20 protein-coding genes are annotated in these 20,362 nt (G+C 64.8%); 12 read left to right on the top strand and 8 right to left on the bottom strand.

Annotation, left to right across the window (positions count from 1 at the left end; all coding sequences use genetic code 11):
- Nucleotides 1-154 precede the first annotated feature (154 nt).
- Entirely contained in the window at nt 155-1,054 is a 900-nt protein-coding gene (locus C515_RS0100245; RefSeq protein WP_028453883.1) for a helix-turn-helix transcriptional regulator, read from the bottom strand.
- A 109-nt stretch (nt 1,055-1,163) separates the two neighbouring features.
- On the opposite strand from C515_RS0100245, the gene C515_RS18770 reads away from it, so the two are divergent.
- The 6 genes from C515_RS18770 to C515_RS0100275 all read left to right on the top strand — a co-directional run bounded on the left by C515_RS18770 (nt 1,164) and on the right by C515_RS0100275 (nt 5,726).
- Nucleotides 1,164-2,171, top strand: coding sequence for an ABC transporter ATP-binding protein (locus C515_RS18770; protein WP_051304463.1), 1,008 nt, complete (start codon nt 1,164-1,166; stop codon nt 2,169-2,171).
- The gene (locus tag C515_RS0100255; RefSeq protein WP_028453884.1) at nt 2,168-2,950 is read left to right on the top strand and encodes an ABC transporter permease; all 783 of its coding nucleotides are present in this window, start codon (nt 2,168-2,170) and stop codon (nt 2,948-2,950) included. The genes C515_RS18770 and C515_RS0100255 overlap by 4 nt, the downstream gene beginning before the upstream one ends.
- Nucleotides 2,950-3,405 (top strand): GNAT family N-acetyltransferase, encoded by a 456-nt coding sequence (locus C515_RS0100260; RefSeq protein WP_051304464.1) that lies wholly within the window; start codon nt 2,950-2,952, stop codon nt 3,403-3,405. Before C515_RS0100255 ends, C515_RS0100260 begins: the two co-directional genes overlap by 1 nt.
- Before the next feature lie 62 nt (nt 3,406-3,467).
- Nucleotides 3,468-3,821, top strand: a complete 354-nt coding sequence (locus C515_RS0100265; protein ID WP_028453886.1) for a hypothetical protein — start codon at nt 3,468-3,470, stop codon at nt 3,819-3,821.
- A 2-nt stretch (nt 3,822-3,823) separates the two neighbouring features.
- On the top strand, nt 3,824-4,609 hold the full coding sequence (locus C515_RS0100270) for an ABC-2 family transporter protein (RefSeq protein WP_028453887.1): 786 nt from the start codon (nt 3,824-3,826) through the stop codon (nt 4,607-4,609).
- Nucleotides 4,610-4,829: 220 nt separating this feature from the next.
- Nucleotides 4,830-5,726 (top strand): hypothetical protein, encoded by an 897-nt coding sequence (locus tag C515_RS0100275; protein WP_144290272.1) that lies wholly within the window; start codon nt 4,830-4,832, stop codon nt 5,724-5,726.
- Between the two features lie 63 nt (nt 5,727-5,789).
- Here the strand turns inward: C515_RS0100275 and C515_RS0100280 are convergent, their stop codons facing one another.
- Complete coding sequence (locus C515_RS0100280; RefSeq protein ID WP_028453889.1) at nt 5,790-6,470, bottom strand: glutathione S-transferase family protein; 681 nt, start codon at nt 6,468-6,470, stop codon at nt 5,790-5,792.
- A gap of 31 nt (nt 6,471-6,501) precedes the next feature.
- On the bottom strand, nt 6,502-6,921 hold the full coding sequence (locus C515_RS0100285; protein WP_028453890.1) for a DoxX family protein: 420 nt from the start codon (nt 6,919-6,921) through the stop codon (nt 6,502-6,504).
- Between the two features lie 80 nt (nt 6,922-7,001).
- Between C515_RS0100285 and C515_RS0100290 the strand changes: the two genes are divergently transcribed.
- The 3 genes from C515_RS0100290 to C515_RS18775 all read left to right on the top strand — a co-directional run bounded on the left by C515_RS0100290 (nt 7,002) and on the right by C515_RS18775 (nt 9,818).
- A complete protein-coding gene (locus C515_RS0100290) occupies nt 7,002-7,880 on the top strand; it encodes a LysR family transcriptional regulator (protein ID WP_028453891.1) in 879 nt (292 codons plus the stop codon).
- 251 nt (nt 7,881-8,131) lie between these two features.
- Nucleotides 8,132-8,269 (top strand): hypothetical protein, encoded by a 138-nt coding sequence (locus tag C515_RS23930; protein ID WP_158380752.1) that lies wholly within the window; start codon nt 8,132-8,134, stop codon nt 8,267-8,269.
- Nucleotides 8,270-8,306: 37 nt separating this feature from the next.
- Nucleotides 8,307-9,818, top strand: a complete 1,512-nt coding sequence (locus C515_RS18775; RefSeq protein WP_051304465.1) for a methyl-accepting chemotaxis protein — start codon at nt 8,307-8,309, stop codon at nt 9,816-9,818.
- Between the two features lie 73 nt (nt 9,819-9,891).
- Here C515_RS18775 and C515_RS0100305 read toward each other — a convergent pair whose 3' ends face one another.
- On the bottom strand, nt 9,892-10,695 hold the full coding sequence (locus C515_RS0100305; RefSeq protein WP_245574966.1) for an AraC family transcriptional regulator: 804 nt from the start codon (nt 10,693-10,695) through the stop codon (nt 9,892-9,894).
- A gap of 134 nt (nt 10,696-10,829) precedes the next feature.
- Between C515_RS0100305 and C515_RS0100310 the strand changes: the two genes are divergently transcribed.
- Nucleotides 10,830-12,032 (top strand): MFS transporter, encoded by a 1,203-nt coding sequence (locus C515_RS0100310; protein ID WP_028453893.1) that lies wholly within the window; start codon nt 10,830-10,832, stop codon nt 12,030-12,032.
- A 7-nt stretch (nt 12,033-12,039) separates the two neighbouring features.
- Here the strand turns inward: C515_RS0100310 and C515_RS0100315 are convergent, their stop codons facing one another.
- The 3 genes from C515_RS0100315 to C515_RS22065 all read right to left on the bottom strand — a co-directional run bounded on the left by C515_RS0100315 (nt 12,040) and on the right by C515_RS22065 (nt 17,132).
- Nucleotides 12,040-14,487, bottom strand: a complete 2,448-nt coding sequence (locus C515_RS0100315; protein WP_028453894.1) for a two-component system response regulator — start codon at nt 14,485-14,487, stop codon at nt 12,040-12,042.
- Nucleotides 14,488-14,489: 2 nt separating this feature from the next.
- Nucleotides 14,490-15,908: a sensor histidine kinase gene (locus C515_RS18780; protein ID WP_081686662.1), complete on the bottom strand. Its 1,419-nt coding sequence runs from the start codon at nt 15,906-15,908 to the stop codon at nt 14,490-14,492.
- 396 nt (nt 15,909-16,304) lie between these two features.
- Nucleotides 16,305-17,132 carry a sugar phosphate isomerase/epimerase family protein gene (locus tag C515_RS22065; RefSeq protein ID WP_028453895.1) on the bottom strand — a complete coding sequence of 276 codons (828 nt, stop codon included), beginning with the start codon at nt 17,130-17,132 and terminating at the stop codon, nt 16,305-16,307.
- Nucleotides 17,133-17,447: 315 nt separating this feature from the next.
- Between C515_RS22065 and C515_RS18795 the strand changes: the two genes are divergently transcribed.
- Together C515_RS18795 and C515_RS0100335 are read left to right on the top strand one after the other, a co-directional pair.
- Nucleotides 17,448-18,407 carry a polysaccharide deacetylase family protein gene (locus C515_RS18795; protein ID WP_051304466.1) on the top strand — a complete coding sequence of 320 codons (960 nt, stop codon included), beginning with the start codon at nt 17,448-17,450 and terminating at the stop codon, nt 18,405-18,407.
- Between the two features lie 93 nt (nt 18,408-18,500).
- Nucleotides 18,501-19,013 (top strand): GNAT family N-acetyltransferase, encoded by a 513-nt coding sequence (locus C515_RS0100335; RefSeq protein ID WP_028453896.1) that lies wholly within the window; start codon nt 18,501-18,503, stop codon nt 19,011-19,013.
- A 124-nt stretch (nt 19,014-19,137) separates the two neighbouring features.
- Here the strand turns inward: C515_RS0100335 and aroG are convergent, their stop codons facing one another.
- A complete protein-coding gene (gene aroG, locus C515_RS0100340; RefSeq protein ID WP_028453897.1) occupies nt 19,138-20,208 on the bottom strand; it encodes a 3-deoxy-7-phosphoheptulonate synthase AroG in 1,071 nt (356 codons plus the stop codon).
- Between the last annotated feature and the right edge of the window lie 154 nt (nt 20,209-20,362).

Genomic DNA, 20,362 nt, shown 5'->3' on the forward strand with positions numbered 1-20,362 from the left:
ATGATAACCAGAAAGCAAGGCATTGATTTTCAAGGAAGTGATCCGCACCGGGCTTTGTCCGGTGCTTGCTGCCGGCCAAAAATCCGACTTTTTCAATCCCCAGCCAAAGGCGAGGTCGAAGGCGGGCGTACTCCAGGCCCGCCTTCGTTTTTTCTCATCCCTTTGTTGCACTGGGCGCAAGGCGGCCTGAACGCCCTGCAGCCGCTCTCTGCACTTCGCTGGGCGACACACCAAAGTGCTGGCGAAAACGGCGCGAAAAACTGCCCGCCTCCTGATAGCCGATCGCCTGCGCCACACTGGCCACCGTGCGGCCTTCGCGCAAGCCGTCGCGTGCCAGCTCCATGCGCCGGGCAAACACCAGCTGGCCGGGCGCCAGCCCATAGCATTGCCGGCAGATCCGGTGCAGGTGCGCGGCGGTGATGTGCAGTTCGTGGCTGATCCGCTCGATGCTCCAGTCTTCCGCCGGCCGGCGCGCCACTTCGGCCAGCAGCGCATGCAAGGCAGCCGCCCAGCCGCTGCGGGCCTGGCGCATGCCCAGCGCGCGCTCGAGCTGCTGGCTGAGCAGGTCCAGCGCCGGCAGCATCAGCGCGTCGGCGGCGCCGGCATTGTGCCGCTGTGCCTCGCGCTGAAAGGTTGAAACGGCATCCCACAGCAGCGGCCCGTCCTCCGAAGCCGTCGTCCACGGCGTGCTGCGGGCGAGAAAATCCCAGCGCGGGTCGTCGCGCAGCAGGAACCAGACATGCGGCAGCGCCGCGTCGCCAACGCGCCGGAAGCCGCGCTGCCCGCCGCGCGGCAACACCCCGAGCTCGCCAGGCTGCACACGCCAGGTCTGCTCCCCCTCGAACAGCTCGGCGGTGCCGCCCAGTACGAAAACCAGCACATGAAACGGTGCATCGATGCGTTCGATTTCGCAAAGACCCGCCGGCGCGGCGATGCCGCACATGAAAATGCCGCGCGAACGCATCGGCGGGCACGAGGCCTTGTGATAGACGTGCGCGCCGACCAGGCGGCCACCTTCCTCGATGTCAAAGCGCTCGTAGTAAATCGTCGCCAAGGGTGAAATCCATGAGATTTTTGAACAGGCGGGACGGGAGAATCTGCCATTCCGCAGTGATGAACAAGTGTATTAAATTGTCCCGGTTCTTTCTTTTCCGGTAATGCTCATGCTGATTCGTGCCGAACAACTCAATCGCGTTTACCGCAGTCCCCTGTCGGGCCAGAGCTGGGGTGAACGCTTTGCCCGCCTGCTGCGCCCGGTATGGAGCGAAACGCATTCGGTACGCGACGTGAGTTTCGGCATCGCGCGCGGCGAATGCGTGGCGCTGGTCGGGCCGAACGGCGCGGGCAAGTCGACCACCATCAAGATGCTCACCGGCATTCTCGCACCCAGCTCAGGCAGTGTATCGGTCGCTGGCTTCGACCCGCAAAGGGATAGGCGCGCATACGTCAAGCACATTGGCGTGGTCTTCGGCCAGCGCAGCCAGCTGTGGTGGGATTTGCCGGTGCAGGACTCGTTCCGCATCCTGCAGGCGCTGTTTGCGGTTCCGGAAGCCACTTACCAGCAGCAATTGAGCCTGTTCCGCCGCGAGGGCGGGCTGGATGAATTCTGGCTGCGCCCGGTGCGCACGCTGAGCCTCGGCCAGCGCATGCTGTGCGAAATCGCCGCCAGTTTTCTGCATGCACCGGAAGTCGTGTTTCTGGACGAGCCAACGATTGGCCTCGATCTGGAAATGAAGGCGCGCATGCGCGAGCTGATCCGCCAGATCAACCGCGATGCCGGAACGACGGTGCTGATCACCTCGCACGACGTTGGCGACATCGAAAAACTCAGCCAGCGCCTCTTGCTGATCGACCACGGCCAGCTCAAGTTCGACGGTAGCCTCGCGCACTTTCGCCAGAGCGCCGGTGACGGCCACTGGTGGGCGGCAAAACTGGGCGGCGACCGCGACGCCGCACAGGCACTGCTGGCCGGTCATCCGGCCGGGCTGGCGGTGCGCCACAACGGCGACTGGCTGGAAGTGGTGCGCGACGAGCGCCTGCCGCTGCCCGAACTGCTGCAGCTGCTCGCCCCGTTTGCCATTCACGACATCAAGCCGGTCGAGCAAAGCCTGGAAGATCTGCTGCACGGCTTCTATCTGGCCGGCAAGGTCGGCGCGCGGGAGGCCGCATGAGCATGCTGCGCGCCTGCTATCAGTTGGCGCTGGCCAATGGCCGCGTCACCGCCACCGACCGCAAGGGCCGGCTGATCATCTGCGTCGGCTATCTGCTGGGCATGTGGCTGCTGTACTGGCTGTGGCGCGGGCTGTATCTGAACGACCCGAGCCGCGCCGGGCTGGATTTCGCCACCGCGCTGACGCACGTCGCCACCGCGCAGACACTGTTTGCCATCATCACCACGCCGGCTGACTGGCGGCTGGCGCGCGAGATTCGTTCCGGCGAAGTCGCCAGCCAGCTCACTCAGCCGATGAATCTGGCGCTGCGCCACGGCGCGATGGCGCTGGGGGCGGTGGCGGCCAAGGCGCTGTACATGCTGCCGGCGTTTGCGCTGTTTCTGTGGTGGGCGGGGCTGAATCTGGCGCCGTCCAGCTGGCCGCTGGCGCTGGCGTCGCTGGCCTGCAGCTTTGTGCTGCTGTTCTGCCTTGCCTTTATCGTCGGCCTGGCCGGCTTTCTGGCGACCGACCTGTGGGGCATCATTGCCAGCAAGGACGCGGTGGTGCAGTTTCTGGGCGGCGCGCTGATCCCGCTGGCCTTCTTTCCGCCAACGGCTCAAACACTGCTACACGTGCTGCCCTTCGCGCACTTCTTCAATACCCCAGTCGCCTACCTCACCGGCCAGCTGCACGGGCCGGAATCGCTGCTCATTCAAGCGTGCTGGGCGCTGGCCTTCATGCTGTTTGCCCATCTGGCCAGCCTGCAGGTACAGCGCAAGCTGGTGGTGTTCGGAGCCTGATGATGAACGATGTCGAATTCTCCTTTGACCTGGAATTTTGCTTTGACTTGGCACGGGTCGACTGGGAGCGCGTCACCGGCTGGCTGGCCGGCAGCTACTGGTCGCCGGGCATCACGCGCGCCCATGTCGAGCAGGGCGCGCAGGCCTCGACCGTCGTCATCGCCGCGTTTCTCGGCGGCGAGCAGGTCGGCTACGCACGCGTGCTCAGCGACACGGTGCGTTTTGCCTATCTGGCGGACGTGTATGTCGCCGAAGCGCAGCGTGGGCAGGGGCTTGCACGGCACATGATTGCCGCGCTGCTGGCGCATCCGCGCATCGCCGGCGTGGCGCACTGCTACCTGCTCACCGGCACGCCGGCGGTCTACCACTCGCTGGGCTTTGCCACCTATCCCGCACCCGACCGCTTCATGGTGCGCAGCAACCCCGATGCACTCGACTTCACCAAGGAGCCTTGAGGTATTGCCTCACAGGTCAACACTGAAAAAGGCTGGCGCCTTATACACTCAGGAGTAATGCAATGAGCCACAATCCCTTCCTCGGCACCTGGCAGCTGCGCAGCGGCGAATTCGGCGAGCACGGCCAGCCGGTCACCGCCTATGACATGACGCGACTGGCATCTCGCAAGGTGATCTCGCAGCAGGGCTTCAGCTTCCTCACGCTGCAGGACGGCAAGTTCTACTCCGCCGCCAGCGGCAGCTACCGCTTCGATGACGCCGACTACGTCGAAACCCCGGCCATGACCACCTGGCCAGTGCCGGAAGGCCAGCAATACACCTTCCGCTACGAATTCATCGACGGCCTCTGGCACAACAAGCGTTCTGAGAACGGCGTGCAGGTCGAGCATGAGATCTGGGAAAAGGTGGCGGACTGAGCATGACTGCCTTTCTCACCGCCTGGTGGCGCATGGCCGTGGCCGACTGCAAGGTCAAGCTGGAAAACCGCGCCGATTTCGGCCTGATCATCGCCGGGATGTTCTTCACCTCAGCAGCCAGCGGGGCGACGCTGTACCTGATGCTGGGGCAAGGCGGCAGCATTGCCGGTTATTCGCGCTACGAGCTGCTGTTCATGCAGGGCTTCATGTTTCTCGCCTATGTGTTCGAGAGCAGCTGCTGCAATGCGATGTACATGCTGGAAACCTGGCTGAAGAACGGCAACTTCATCCGCTATTACCTGCGGCCGGTGCACCCGCTGCAGATGCTGGTGCTGGAACGCTTCCACCCGCAGGGCGTGGTGGTGGCGGCGACCGGGCTTTCCTTCTGCGGCTTTGCGCTGGCCAATCTACCGGGCGTTTTCGATGTCGCCTTCGTGCTGCAAATGGCGCTATTGCTGCCCCTGGCGGCCATCGTCCTGAACGCGATCAACCAGATGGCGATTGCCAGCAGCTTCTTTCTCGGCGAGTACTTCCCGGTGTTTCACACCGTGGGCAAGCTGACCGACATGTCGCGCTACCCCTTCGAACTGTTCCCGCGCATCGCGCGTGGCGCCTTCATGCTGCTGCCGCTGGCCGGCATCGTCTGGTGGCCGTGTCAGGTGCTGCTGAAAGGCCAGCCGCTGCTGCCGGTGCTGGGGGTGATGACGCTGATCGCCGGCGGCAGCGTGCTGCTCTTGATGTGGCTGTGGCGGGCGGGGATGCGGCGCTATGCGGGGGCAGGCGGTTAGCAGGTATCGACTCATGGCCTTTCATTTTGAAAGGCCATACGCTTATACACTGCAATGTATCTGTCTGCGATGCAGCGAAAATGCGCCAGGCACTCCGGCCGCAGCATGATGAATGCTGCCGCACTTAAAACAGAACAATAGAAAGCATGGAAACAGTAAGTGGTAAGCAAATGGCGATCTGATTAGAATGCCAGCTCTCCTCCTGCCAGCCCGATTACCCATGCCGAGTGACCCGAATACCCTTGCCGTTCCCTTGTCCAGTCGCTGTCTGGCAGGGAGTGGTGAGCTGCTGGCTTCCATGCTCTGCGGCGTAGCGCTTTTGTACATGCTCGAATCACATTCGGCCCAGGCGCTATGGCTGCTGCTGGCGCCAGCCTTGCTGTGGAACAGCATCAGCCTCTGCCTGCGCGGACAATTGCTGCTGCCGGGCTTGCTGGGCTGGGCCTGGCAGCAACAGCAAGGCGTGCCCGTGCGCGGCTGGCAGCAACTGTTGCGCTGGATGCTGCTGACCGGGTTCAGTCCTGCACTCGCGATCTTGCTGATCGACCAGTTAGGCTTCACCGGCTTAGGCGTGCTGGCCTTGCTGTGGCAAGCCGCACTGCTCTGTTTTCGCCCCCTGCCATGCCCGCTGCGCTGGCAGCTGGTCTATCTCTCTGCCACCCCGCGCCGGATCGGGCTGGGCCAGAAGCTGCTGGTCGGCGTGCTGCTGCCTGTGGCTTTGCTACTCCTGCTGACTCAGGCCTACCCAATTTTCCGGCAACAAAGCAACCAGCAGCTTGCCAGCTGGGCCCATATGCAAACCACGGAGCACAGCCTGCCCAGACTGGCTCAGTACCGGAGCAAGAACGGCCACTGGCCCGCCAATCTGGCCCAAGCCGGGCTGGGCAGCGAGATCACAAGGCCAGGCGTGCTCGGCTCCGACGTCGTCCGCCTGCACTGGCAGCCGCAAACACCCCAGCTGACCCTGCACTTCACCGGTGATCTGCAGCGCTTTCGGCTGGTTTATCGCGCCTACGACGATGGCGACGCGATCATTTGGAAATGCCAGCAGCAGCAGGATCGCAGCCGGGCTTATCCCCTGCTGAAACCGGACTGTTTTCCACCTCGCTGGGACTAGCCAGAGCGATCACAGGTTGCCAGTACACCGCGCTTACCGCAGTGCACTGGCAAGCCTGCCTGATCAGGCCGCGAGCGCCGCTGCCGTGATGCGCCGCGCCAGCTCCGACTTCCTCTCCTCCAGAAAACGCACTAGCTGCTCCGCATAATCGCTCGCCACGGCGGCGGCCACCGATTCGCGCGCGGCCAGCGCTTGCGCCCAGGCGCGGATCCTGGCGAATTCCGGCGGGATCGCATAAACGCCCAGTCGTTCGAACACGCTGAAATAGCGGAAAACCGGGCCGAAGGCGGCGTCGACCAGCGAGAATGCCGCGCCGGCAAAGTAAGGCCCGTCGCCGAGCGCTTGTTCGAGCCTGGCGAGACGCTGGTCCAGATCGCTGGCCGCGGCCTGCAGGGCGGCCTCGTCCGGTGCGCTGTAATAGGCGGCGATGGCATTGAGCAGGGCCGACGAATACTCGATCCAGCCGCGATGCTGCGCACGCCGCAGCGGGTCGGCCGGATGCAGCGCGTCCTCCGTCGTTTCCTCGAGGTATTCGCAGATCACCGCCGATTCGAACAGCGGCTCGTCGCCGACCAGCAGCACCGGCGTCTTGCCCAGCGGCGAGACGGCAAGAAACCAGTCCGGCTTGTTGGCGAGATCGATGTCGCGGCGCGTGTAGGCGACGCCTTTTTCTTCGAGAGCGATGACGGCGCGCTGCACGAAGGGGCACAGGCGGTGGCTGATCAGGGTGAGGTTGGTGTTCATGATGGTCTCCTGTTTGCTGGCGACGAAACGGTCAGGCGGGCACGAAACGCGAGCTGCGGCGCAGGGCCAGCGCCCCGTCGCCGGCCAGCCACAGCACGATCAGGCTGATGCTGAGAAACACCGGGTACTCCCAGCCGCCACCGGGGCTGGTGTGCACCCAGGCATTGCCCAGATGCGCGACGGCGGCGCCGAGCATGACCGGCAGCAGCATCAGCGCGGCCTGCCGCGCATAAACCCCGAGCAGCAGGGCAATGCCGCCGAGCAGCTCCAGTGCGAATACCGGGTAGGCCAGCCAGCCTGGCAGGCCGACGTTGGCGAAATACTGCGCCGTTCCCGGCAGGGTAAACACCAGCAGCTTCAGCAGTGCGTGGGCGATCCACATGATGCCGAGGCTGGCGCGCAACAGGGTCAGCCCCCAGGACTGGCCGGGCGAGAGGGGCGTGGCGGACATCGGAAATTCCTGGCTTGAGTGATTGGAGCGGCCAGTCTATTCTTGCGATCACGCAACAAAAATGCGCACGAAGGCAAATCATGATTGCAGAACTGCAATACAAACTGGGGGCAAGCGAGCTTGAGCTGATTCTGGCGCTGGTGCGTACCGGCAAGCTGGCCGATGCGGGCGAACGCCTCGGCGTCGATGCATCCACCGTGTTTCGCAGCCTGCAGCGCATCGAGCGCGGACTGGGCCAGGCCCTGTTCGCGCGCAGCCGGCGCGGCTATCAGCCCGGCGAACTGGCGCTGGCGCTCGCCGCCCAGGCCGAACAGATCGAGGCCGCGCTCGATACGGCCAGGCTGGCGCTGCGCCAGCAACCCGGCCAGGTGGCCGGCAGCGTGCGCATCACCAGCACCGACACCATCCTGCATGCGCTGATCGCACCGGCGCTGGCCGCCCTGCGCCGCGAACATCCGCTGCTGGAATTCGACCTGCACACCGGCAACGAGCTGGCGAGCCTGACGCGCCGCGACGCCGATCTGGCCGTACGCGCCACGCGCTCGCCGCCACCGCACCTGATCGGCCGCCGCCTGGGTGTCATCCGCGCCGCGCTGTACGCCGCACGCGACAGCCGCTGGCAGGCCGACGCGCTGGCGCAGGCCGACTGGATCGCGCCCGACGAGGCACTGCCCGAGCATCCGTCGGTGCTGTGGCGCAAGAAGCATTACCCGAAGCTGCACCCGGCCTACCGCGTCAGCAGCATCCAGAGCGTGCTGGAGCTGGTCGTTCGCGACCTGGGCGTGGGCGTGCTGCCGCAATTCCTGGCCGACGCGCATCCGGGCCTGCAGCGGCTGAGCGAGGAACTGCCGGAATGCCGCACCGAGCTGTGGCTGCTCACCCATCCCGAGGCGCGCCACCTGCGCCGCATCAACACCGTCTACCAGCATCTGGCCGACACGGTGCGCCTGCCGGAATGAACGCCAGGACAGGCCAGTACTGTGCCAATCCAGAAGACAGCGCCAATCATCAAGGGTATAGACCGCGAAGCCAACGTCTTGAATGCCTGCAGCGTCATATATGGCACCGTATCCAGTCTGTATGGCCGGCCAGATGCCGGCACACCGGCTGGCGCCACCGCACGGCGGAATTGTAAGCAAACGCCCGATCAATTCTGACAAGCGCGGTGCCGCGCTCTACACTGCAACAATCCCTTCACGACACTGCCGCCATGACGCCCGATTCCGCGCCCGCTGTCTGGCTGCCCCGCCTGCTGTTCTGGGGCTGGCTGTTGTATGCACTCGCCCTGCTGCTGCTGCTGAACTGGCAAGCTGTGCAGCGCTTCGGGCTGCGCCTGTGCGGTGCGTGAAGCGCCTCCCCGTTTTCCCTCATTGCCGGAGCAAGCCATGAGCGCATCCATCATGTCCATCCAGCAGCGCGTCGGCCTGCTGCGCGGTGCGGCCGACCAGGTGCTGATCATTGCACTGTGGATCCTGCTGCTGCTGAGTACCGGGCTGGCCGGCTGGTACGGCAGCTGGCTGGAGCTGGTGCTGGTCGGGCTGCCGGCCGCTCTGGTGCCAACGCTGTTGCAGCGCATGTCGCCGCCCGGTGCACTGACGACGCGGCTGGCCGTCGCGGTGTCTCTGATGATGTTTGCGGCGCTGATGATCCACCAGGCGCGCGGGATGCTGGAATTCCATTTCGCGATCTTCTGCTTTCTGGCTTTCCTGCTGTACTACCGCGACTGGAAACCGATTGTGCTGGCGGCCGCGGTGATTGCCGTGCATCACGTCAGCTTCTACTTTTTGCAGCTCAACCAGCTGCCGGTGTTTGCCTACCCGTCCACCGGCAATTTCTGGATCGTGCTGATCCACGCCGCCTTTGTCGTCGCCGAAACGGGCGTGCTGGTGCTGTTCGCACGGCGCATGCGCAACGAGAGCATCGAAGCGGCGGCGGTGGCGATGCTGGCGGAAACCATCGGCAAGGGCGATCTGGCCACCCGCATCGAGTTGCCCAATGAAGAACACAGCCCGCTCTTCGATGCGGTGGTCGAGATGCAGCAGTCGCTGGCAACCCTGATTGGCACCGTCGCACGCGAGACGACGGCAATTCGCGCACGCTGCGGCGAGTTGTCCAGCCTGTCGCAAACGGTGAAACAGCACTCCGCGCGCCAGAGCCGCACGGCGGTGCAGATGGCCGAGCGTGCGCAGGGCCTGGTGCAAAGCGTGGCAGTCAGCAGCGACAATGCCCAGCATGCCGACCGGATCACCACGGCCACCGAACACATGGCCAGCGAAGGCCAGCAGGAAATCCAGGCCACGATGGCCGAAATGGCGGCGATGTCTGCCGTCATCGGTGACACGGTGACGCGCATTGAAGCACTGGGTGCGGCCACCGACAAGGTAGCCGGCATCGTCAGCGTGATCCAGGGCATCGCCGCGCAAACCAATCTGCTGGCGCTCAATGCCGCCATTGAGGCCGCGCGCGCGGGCGAGCAGGGACGCGGCTTCGCCGTGGTCGCCGACGAGGTTCGGCAACTGGCCGAACGCACGGGCCAGGCGACGACGGAAATCCAGGGGGTGATCCAGGGCATCCAGGACAGCAAGGCAATGGCCGTAGCCAGCATGGGCAGCATGGTGGACTCGGTGGAGCGCGGCGTCACGCTGGCCGGCCAGGCCGGCGCGGCGGTCAATACCATTGCCGGCTCGGCGCAGGAAGCCGTCAGCGTGGTTTCGAGCATTGCCAACGGTCTGGCCAGCGAGGCCGATGCGGCGCAGGACATCGGCACGCAAGTGGGTGATGTGGCCGCTGCAGCGCGCGAGAACGACGAACTGGTCGGCCGTGTGGCCAGCCTGGCGCTGGACATTGAAAGCACCGTCGACCGCATCCAGCAGGGCATAGGCCGGCTGCGGGTCTGAGCGGAACAACACCGTCACTGCCCGGCAAGCAACAGCCGCCCGGGTGTGCCGGCCCGATGCGGCCTTGCTTGCGCTAAGCGGCCACGGCAAAGAAGGCGCTGGGCGTCGCGCCAAACTGGCGGCGGAACATCGCGGTAAAGGCGCTGGGGCTGGCGTAGCCGGCGTCGAGCGCCACGTCGAGCACGCGGCGGCCGGCGGCGAGCTGCTGCAGCGCGAACAGCAGCCGCGCCTGGCGCCGCCATTCGCCAAAGCTCATTCCGGTCGCCTTCTGAAAACGCCGCTGCAGCGTGCGGGTGTCGATGCCCAGCCGCGCGGCCCAGTCCGCCGTCGTGCGCGCATCGTCGGGCGCGGCGCGCAGCGCCTCGCACAGCGGTCGCAGCAGCGGGTCGTCGGGAACGGGCAGCGCCAGCGGCACGGTAGGCAGCACCTGCAATTCATCCAGCAGCACATGGATCAGCCGCTCGGCCCGGCTGCCCGGCGCGTGCGGTGGCTGCAGCTGCACGGCGACGAGCAGCAGCTCGCGCAATAGCGGCGTCACCGCCAGCACCGCGCATTCGCCCGGCATCGCCTGCACCGCGTCGGAACGCACATAGACGCTGCGCACCTGCACGCGGCTGAGCATGTGCACCTCGTGCCACTCGCCCGGCGGAATCCAGATCGCGCGGCTCGGCGGCGCCACCCACTGGCCGGCGGGGGTTTCCACCTTCATCACGCCCTCGATGGCAAACAGCAGCTGCGCCACCGGATGCGTGTGGCGAATGGTCGCGGTGCCGGCCGGGTAGGTTTCCGACTTGCCGATCAGGAGACCATCGGCCATGGCCGGGGGCGGACCAATGTCGGCAATCGGCGCCATGGGGGAATTCTGGGCTTGGCTCATGCCGCTTTCTCGATAGTTGACGCCACAATCCGGCAAGACAGGCATGAGCATACCATTTAGCCTGTGTTCACAAGCGATATGTCCCTGCGCAGGCCCGCTTCCTTTTCCCGTTCATTGCACGGAGCACCGCCATCATGAGCAGCAACAGCGCCACCCTGCCAGCGGCATCCGGTCGCGGCGACACCCGCTACCGGGTGCTGACGGCTATCAGCCTCGCCCACTTTCTCAACGACATGATGCAGTCGCTGATCCTGGCGCTGTATCCCATCCTGAAGGGCAATTACCACCTGAGCTTTGCCGAAATCGGCCTGCTGACCTTCACCTACCAGTGCACGGCCTCGCTGCAGCAGCCGCTGGTGGGCCTGGTGACCGACCGCAGGCCGATGCCGCGTGCGCTGCCGCTCGCCATGGGGGCAACGCTGCTGGGCCTCTTGCTGCTGTCGCAGGCGACGACACTGCCGCTGCTGCTGCTGGCCGCCGCGCTGGTGGGCACCGGCTCGGCCATCTTTCACCCGGAATCGTCGCGCGTGGCGCGCCTGGCCTCGGGCGGGCGCCACGGCTTCGCGCAGTCGCTGTTCCAGCTCGGCGGCAATGGCGGCACGGCGGCCGGGCCGCTGCTCGCGGCGCTGATCATCCTGCCCGGGGGCCAGCACAGCGTGGCCTGGTTCGCGCTGGCGGCGCTGCTGGCCATCGTCGTGCTCTGGCAGGTCGGCAACTGGTATCGCGCCCACCTGGCCGCGCCGGCGCCGCGCTCGGCACGCCCGAGCACACCACCGCTGTCGCCGGCCAACACCCGGCTCGCGCTGGCCGTGCTGATCGGCCTGGTGATCGGCAAGTACACCTATCTGGCCAGCCTGCACAGCTACTTCACCTTCTACCTGATGCAGCATTTTGCGCTCGACGCGCGCAATGCGCAGCTCTACCTGTTCGGCTTCCTGTTCGCCGTGGCAGCCGGAACGCTGCTGGGCGGGCCGCTGGGCGACCGCATCGGCCGGCGCAGCGTGATCTGGCTGTCCGTACTGGGCGCCATTCCCTTCGCGCTGCTGCTGCCCCATGCGGGGCTCACCGGCACACTGCTGCTGAGCATGGCGGTCGGCTTCATCCTGTCGTCGGCGTTCTCGGCAATTCTGGTTTTCGCGCAGGAGCTGGTGCCGGGCAAGGTCGGCACGATTTCGGGGCTGTTCTTCGGGCTGGCCTTTGGCATCGCCGGGCTGGCGGCCGCGCTGCTGGGCTGGCTGGCCGACCGCTGGGGCATCGTCGGCATTTACCAGCTGTGCGCCTGGCTGCCGCTTAGCGGGCTGATCGCGCTGGCGCTGCCGGATACGCGCCACCGGTGAAGCGCACTCAACGCCCGGCGTCTGCAGCCTGCTGCGCCTGTTCGTGCAGCAAGGCTGCAAAACGCGCGGGCGACAGCGGGCGGGAGTAGAGAAAACCCTGCACATACTCGCAGGCCACAGCCTGCAGGATCGCTGCCTGCTCCGGCGTTTCCACGCCTTCGGCGACCACCTGCAGGCCCAGCTTGTGCGCCATGACGACGATGGCCTCGCACAGGGCATGGTCCTTGTTGTTCTGGGCGATCTGGCGCAGGAAGGATTGGTCGATCTTCAGATAGTCCAGCTCGTAATTCTTCAAATAGGAAAGCGCCGAGTAACCGGTACCGAAATCGTCCAGTGCAATGGCCAGGCCCTGCGCGTGATAGCGCTGCAGGGCCTGCTGCACATCACTGTCGGCATCCAGCAGCAGGCCTTCGGTGATTTCCAGCACCAGCGCCCCGGCCCCGAGCCCGGCGGCGGCGATCTGCGCCAGCCAGCGCTCATGGTTGCGCGGGTCGCGAAAATGCACGGCGGAGACATTGATGCTGATCTGCAGCTGCGGCAGCAGCTCGTGCCGCCAGCGGGCAAGGTCGCTGAGTACCTGGCCCAGCACCCAGTCGCTGATGCGGCCGATCAGCCCGCATTCCTCGGCAATCGGAATAAAGGCTGCCGGGCTGATGCTGCCATGCTCGGGGTGCTGCCAGCGCAGCAGCGCTTCGGCCTTGTGCACGTGCCCGCTGGCCAGATCGACGATGGGCTGGTATTCCAGACAGAACTGCTCGCGCTCGAGCGCTTCGTGCAGGCCGCTGGAAATGCGCAGCCGGGTTTCGGCGGCCTTTTGCATGAAGGGTGCGTAGAAACAGTAACTGTTGCGGCCGGAATGCTTGGCGCCGTACATGGCCTGGTCGGCATTGCGCAGCAGCGCATCCACCTCCATGCCATCGGTCGGGGCCATGGCGATGCCGATGCTGCCGGTCACATAACAGGTCATGCGCGCCAGTGTGACGGGCTCGGCCAGCCGCGCGAGAATGGTGCGCGCCACCTGGTCCACATCGCCCAGCGCGGCGATGTCGCCCAGCACGATGCAGAATTCGTCGCCGCCCAGCCGCGCCACGGTATCGCTGGCGCGCACGCAGCCCTGCAGGCGCACGGCAATGGTCATGAGCAGCTGATCGCCATTGCCGTGACCCAGCGTGTCATTGATGGTCTTGAAGTGGTCGAGGTCGATCAGCAGCACGGCGACCATCTTGCGCCGGCGCAGGGCCTGCGCCAGTTCGTACTCCAGCCGGTCATGCAGCATGCGCCGGTTGCACAGGCTGGTCAGCGGATCATGTTTGGCAAGAAAATCAAGCTGCTCCTGCACGGCAACGACGGCGCTGATGTCGGAAAACACCAGCACATGATTGCTGAGCTGCCCATCGGGATTCTGCACGGCGCTGATGCTTTCCCAGACATTGATCAGCGACTGGTTCTTGTGGCGGTAGCAGACATTCCCCTGCCATTGCTCGCGGCCCTGCTTTTGCAGCTGCTCGATGAATTGCGGGCTGTGCGGCTGCTGGTAGAGCACATCGACCGTGGGCCAGCTTTCGGCCTCCTCGGCCGTATAGCCGGTGAGCTGGGTGAACGCCGGATTCACCGATACGACGCGGCGCGCCGCGTCGAGTATGGCAATGCCTTCGGCGGTCGACTCGAACACGGTAACGGCCTGGCGCAGGCGCTCTTCGGTCAGCCGCCGTTCGGTGATGTCCTGCATCACGCCGATGATGCGATCGCAGCTGCCGCCATTCTCGAAGCGCTTGCCGTGGGCCTCCATCCAGCGCTGCTGCGTGTCCTGGCCACGCACGCGAAAGACGACATTGAAGCTGCCGCCCTCGACGCGGGTCTGCTCGATCGCGCGGGCGACGTCATCGACATCACGCTCGTCAACCAGCGCCAGAAAGCGCCGGATGGGCTCGCTCAGCGGAGACACCAGGCTGGCGGCATGCCCGTCGTTCAGCGGATAGACCTGCAGCTGGTCGATTTCGACGCGCCACTCCCACACTTCCAGTTGCGCCGCCTGCATGGCCTTGCAGAAACGCTCGACCTGCTCGTCGGCCTGGCGCTGGATATTGAAGCGCACCATGGCCATCTGCAGCGTGGCGTGCAGCTCGCGCGGCGATACCGGCTTGACCAGATAGCCGTAGGGCAAGGCCTCTTCGGCACGCTGCAGCGTGGCGTCTTCGGCATAGGCGCTCAGAAAGATGATGGGGATTTTCAGCTGCTGGTGAATGGTGCGCGCGGCCTCGACGCCATCCATCGCGCCTTCGAGGTGGATGTCCATCAGCACCAGATCGGGCATGGTGCTGGCCGCCGTGTCGATGGCCTGCTGGCCGCTGGGCACGACGGCGCACACGGTATAGCCCAGCGCCTGCAGCTGCAGCTTCAGGTCCATGGCGATGATGCGTTCGTCTTCGACGATCAGGACGCGGATGTTCTGCATGGTCATTCTCCGGCGCCATAAATCGGAAAACGGGCTTCGACATGCACGCCGGGCCGGTTGTCGCTGAGCGTGAGCTCGGCACCCATCTGCTCCGCGAGCAGCGGCAGCAATTGCAGTCCCAGTGATTTCGCCCCGCCCGACAGATCGGGCCGCAGACCCACGCCGTGGTCGGCGACCACCAGGCTGGCATGGGTGTCGTCCAGCAGGGTCAGCGTGATCCAGATCGTGCCGTCCGAATCCGGATAGGCGTGCTTGAAGGCATTGGTCAGCAGTTCGTTGATCAAGAGGCCGCAGGGCGTGGCGCGCTGCAGCTCGATGCAGACGAGACCCACCGGCGCATCGAGCTCGAAATGGATATTGCGCGCCAGCGAGCCGTAGCTGCTCAGCAGCAGCTGGCTGAAGCGCTGCAGGTATTCGCCCAGATCGACCTTGGAAAAATCGTGGCGCTCGTAGAGCAGCTGGTGAATCAGCGCCATCGAGCGGACACGCGCCTGGCTGTCCTGCAGCACGTGGCGCGTGCTTTCCTCTTCGACGAAATGCGTCTGCATGTTCAGGAGGCTGATGATGACCTGCAGATTGTTTTTCACCCGGTGGTGCACTTCGTTGAGCAGCGTGGTCTTTTCCTGCAGCGCCATCTCCAGCTGGTGCTGGGCCTGCTTGCGCGAGGTGATGTCGACGATGCCGGCGAGCACCATGGGACCTTCTTCCGTATCGATGGGATTCAGGCCGATTTCGATGGGAAATTCGCTGCCATCCTTTCTGAGCCCGAAGAGGTCACGCCCGACGCCCATGGGTCGCGCCTCCGGGTGGTGCAGGAAGTTCTGCCGCAGGGCGCCATGCTGCTGGCGAAAACGCTCGGGCACCAGCCTTTCCATGGGCAGTCCCAGCAGTTCGTCGGGCCGATAGCCAAACAGCGATTCGGCCAGCCGGTTGAACAGCGTGATGGCCCCTCTGGCGTTCACCATGATCATCGCGTTCGGCGCTTCCTGCACCACCTGGTGAAAACGCTCTTCCAGCCGCTTGCGCGTGCTGATGTCGCGCGTGACCTTGGCATAGCCGCGCAGCTCGCCGGCCTCGTCACGCAAGGGGGTCAGCACGATGTCGGCCAGAAAGCGGCTGCCATCCTTGCGGATGCGCCAGTCTTCACAGGCAAAGCGGCCGGCGGCACGGGCCATCGCCAGCTCCTGCATGGCGCGGGCCTGTGCATCGCCATCCGGCGGGTAGAACAGCGAAAAATGCCGGCCAATGATTTCGTCGGCACTGTAGCCCTTGAGCCGCTCCGCGCCACCATTCCAGCTGCACACGCAGCCTTCCGGATCGAGCATGTAGATCGCGTAGTCTTCCACGCAATTCACCAGCAGGCGAAAGCAGACCTCGCTTTCACTGATGCCGGGCAGCGCGGCAGTGGCGGCAGGCGGCATGGCGATCTCCGGCAGGCATCCCGGCCACAGGCGTGGCCGGAAGGAATGATTTCAACTGACTTTCGGGTGATTGTCTGCAGACACAATCAATAAGCAGAGTCATTTGCACTTAAGTGAAGAATGCCGCAAGAAACAACCATATTATTGGCAGGGTTTTTCCTCGCAGGCCGCGCCTTGCTGCCAGAAATCACCTTGCATGCCCTGCCCATGGCGGGAACACATCGCCTGCCCGTCTTATCGAGGAATCAAGCCGTATACATGGCAAAGTAATAGCCAGCAAGCAATTCAGCACAATGGTTGCAAGGCTATACCCTGCATCATGCTGCTCGGTCATGCCGATGGGGTGAGCGCGGTTTCACGTGGAACGGCCAGCTGCCGCCCGGCAGGAGCGGCCATTCATCGGTCGCCGGTCGTCGCCCGCGCCAGCCAGCCCAGCGCAAGCTGCCGGCTGGCACGCACATTGGCATCAATCACCGGCAGGGACTGTCCCCCGACACATTCCAGATAGCAGGGGCCGGCAAAACCGTGCTGCACCAGATCGCCCAGCACGCGCGGAAAATCGACCAGCCCTTCGCCCGGCGTGATCATGACATCCGGCCCGGCCGCCGTGAGCGTGCAATCCTTGATGATGGCGCTGCTGCAATACGGCGCCAGCTGCGCCGCGCACGTCTCGGGGCGGATGGCGCCCTGGCTGTAATAGAGGAAATTGCCGGGATCAAAGCACAGGCTGAAAGCCGGATGCGCGATGGCCGCGTGCAGCGCGAGCAAGTCAGCAGGCCCCAGGGCAATGCCGCCATGCGGCTTGAGGGTGATGCCGATACCGGCCTGTGCCGCATGCGGCAGCACCGCCTGCATCAGCACGATGTAGTCGGCGCGCAGTGCCGGCTCGTCACAACCGCAGTCAAGCAGCCAGCGCACGCCCAGGGCCGCCGCCACATCGATGAGCCGGCAGTAGTCGCTGATGGCTGCCGGCAAGCCGGCCTCCGGATGCCAGCCCCCCAGCAGCATGGAGGGGCGCAAACCGGCATCGGCGGCCACCGCGCGCACCTGCGCGACTTCCGACTGCGTGCTGCCGGAATGCAGCACAATCGCGTCCGGCCCGCCGGGCCGGGCGCTGTAATACACCGCCAGCTCACTGATCCCGGCTGCGGCAATGGCGGCACAGGCGGCGGGAAACGCCAGCTGCTGATATGGCCGCGTCGTACAGCCCAGAATGCCAGTCATCTGCCCCCTCCTGCGTCCTGACTTTCACCGTTATAGCCGGCCCGGGCGCAGAAACTTTTCCTGGCTGGCGGTTTTGCTCATCAGCCCGGGCAAAACAGTACCTGATTATGTCTCTGCTTCAGAATCGTCATTCCCGCGTACGCGGGAATCCAGATGACGGTGTGAAATCAAGCGTTGCTCTGGATGCCCGCCTTCGCGGGCATGACGAAAAAAGGGTTTCTGCAGGAGAGACACAATCAGGAAACAGTAAGAATATGGACAGCACTTCAAGGGCAAGGCACACTGCCAGCACCGTTCCCAGCCACCACGCCGAGCATGCCGCGCCGTCTGCTTCCGCTCCTGTTTGCCCCTTTGCTGCTGTCGCCAGCCGCGCACGCCACCGCACTGGCCGAATGTCTCGGTTACGAGGCTGGGGCGCGACTGATAACGGTGAACGCCGATGATCTGGGCATGCACCCGGATCTTGATCGCGCCGCGCTGGCGCTGCTCGATGCGCGGCAGATCCAGTCGGTATCCATCATGCCACCCGCCCCCAATTTCGCGGCAACGGCGCGGGCCCTGGCCGAACGCAAGCAGGCCGTCGGCGTCCATCTGACGCTGACCAACGAGTGGCAGGCCGCACAGGGCTGGGGCGGCGTGCTGCCGGCAAGCGCAGTGCCTTCGCTGTACAACGCACAAGGCCGGCTGTGGGCAACGACCGAGGAAGTCGGCAAGCACGCGAAGCTGGATGACGTGAAACAGGAAATCCGTGCGCAAATCGCCAGGGTCAAGGCCGCCGGGCTGCGCATCAGCCATCTCGACGCGCACATGCTGTTCTGGGCGGCACGCCCGGATCTGCTGGACTTCTACTTCAGCCTGCCCCGGGAAACCGGCTACCCGGTGATCACGCAAATCCACCGCGAAGCGCTGGCCGGGCAGCAGAAGATCACGGCGCAATTGCAGCGTGAGGGTGTGCTGACGCCGGATACCTATTCGATGCATTACAACCCGGCGCAGCGCGTGCGCGGCGAGCCCTATCCGGGCTATGCACGCCTGCTGGCCGAGCTGCCGGCAGGGCTGAACCACATTGCCATCCACCCGGCCGAGCACAGCCCTGCCGCCGAGCGGGCAATTGCCGACCTCACGCTGCGCCTGTCCGATTACGATGCATGGCGCAACCCGGCCATACAGGAACTGCTCCGCAAGGAGAAGCTGCAGCCGGTCGATCTGCAAGGGCTGCAGGCGCTGCAAGACAAGGCCAAGACCGGCGCGCTGCCCTGCCTGACGCGCCCGTGAAGGCTGGCGCCCGCTTTTCCCTGCGGGGCCGGGATTGAGATCGCGGGCGTTCGCCCCCATGCTGGTGTTTCCCTCCCCGAACGCCGGTGCCGCATGCCCATCACGATCCGCCCCATTACCGCCACCGACTGGCCCGCTGTCTGGCCCATCCTGCAGCAGACCTTTGCCAGCGGCGACAGCTATCCCTTCCCGCCTGACAGCAGCGAAGCAGACATTCGCCATGCCTGGCTGGATGTGCCGCAACAAACCTTTGTCGCCTGCGCTGAAGACGGCGCGATTGTCGGCACGTATTACATCAAGCCCAACCAGACCGGCCTTGGCAGCCATGTCTGCAACTGCGGCTATGTGGTGGCGCCGGCGGCCAGCGGGCGCGGCATTGCCACGACGATGTGCGTGCATTCGCAGGCGACGGCGCTGGCGTTGGGCTTTCGCGCGATGCAGTTCAATCTGGTCGTCGCGACCAACACCCGCGCGGTGCGACTGTGGCGGCATCTGGGTTTCGAGCAGGTCGGCGTACTGCCCGGCGCCTTCCGCCATGCGCGACTGGGTTATGTCGACGCACTGGTACTGTTCAAAACCCTTAGCCCCCAAGAAGTCAAGGTATAGGCCTACACGCTTTTATCAAAAAGGGCTGCAGCCCTATACCATCAAAGTCATGACATTCAGTGGCCCGCCTCCGGCCACAAAAAACCCCGCCGCAGCGGGGTTTTTTTCAGGGCAGCAATGCCAATCAGGCGGCAACCTTGGCCTGCGCACGGCGATGCGCAACGGCGTCGGCCAGCTCGTTCAGCAGTTTTTCGGTGTCGTCCCAGCCGATGCAGGCGTCGGTGATGGACTGGCCGTAGCACAGCTCCTTGCCGGCGCCATCGTCCTGACGACCTTCGACCAGATGGCTTTCGACCATCACACCGAAGATGGCGTCGTTGCCATCGCGCAGCTGGGCGGAAATGTCGCTGCAGACTTCCATCTGGCGGCGGAAATCCTTGCGGCTGTTGGCGTGGCTGAAGTCGACCATGATTTTCTGCGGCAGACCGGCGGCGGCCAGGTCGGCAGCGGCGGCGCGCACGTGGTTGGCGTCGTAGTTCGGCTCCTTGCCGCCACGCAGGATGATGTGGCAATCCTTGTTGCCGCCGGTGGCGACAATCGCGGAGTGGCCGTATTTGGTTACCGACAGGAAATGGTGCGGCTGGCCGGCGGACTTGATCGCATCGATGGCGATCTTCAGGTTGCCGTCGGTGCCGTTCTTGAAACCGACCGGGCAGGACAGGCCGGACGACAGCTCGCGGTGCACCTGCGATTCGGTCGTGCGCGCGCCGATGGCGCCCCAGCTCATCAGGTCCGCCACGTATTGCGGGGTGATCATGTCGAGGAATTCACCAGCAGTGGGCAGGCCCATGCTGTTCAGATCGACCAGCAGCTTGCGCGCGATGCGCAGGCCGTCGTTGATCGCGAAGCTGCCGTTCAGGTACGGGTCGTTGATCAGGCCCTTCCAGCCAACCGTGGTACGCGGCTTTTCGAAATACACGCGCATCACGATTTCGAGGCGGTCTTTCAGCTTCTCGCGCAAGGGCAGCAGGCGCTCGCCATATTCCAGCGCGGATTTCACATCGTGGATCGAACAGGGGCCGATGATGACCAGCAGGCGGTCGTCGTCGCCGGCCAGAATGTTGTGGATGGCATTGCGGGCATTGAAGACGGTGGTGGAGCCCAGCTCGCTGACCGGAAACTTCTCGATCACGGCCACGGGCGGGAGAAGTTCCTTGATTTCGCGGATGCGTACGTCGTCGGTCTGGTAGTGCATGCTGGTCTCTCTGCGGCTGGGTGCCGGGTACGGGTTAATGCCAATCGCGCCAACCCGGCAAGCTTGTTCTTCAAAGCAACGAGATTAGCGTTTTCGGCCTGAGCCGTCCAGTTTGCACGGGCAATCGGTGTGATAGGCCATCTTGATCGGCGCA

This window comes from Chitinilyticum litopenaei DSM 21440, from assembly GCF_000428145.1.
Taxonomy (GTDB): domain Bacteria; phylum Pseudomonadota; class Gammaproteobacteria; order Burkholderiales; family Chitinibacteraceae; genus Chitinilyticum; species Chitinilyticum litopenaei.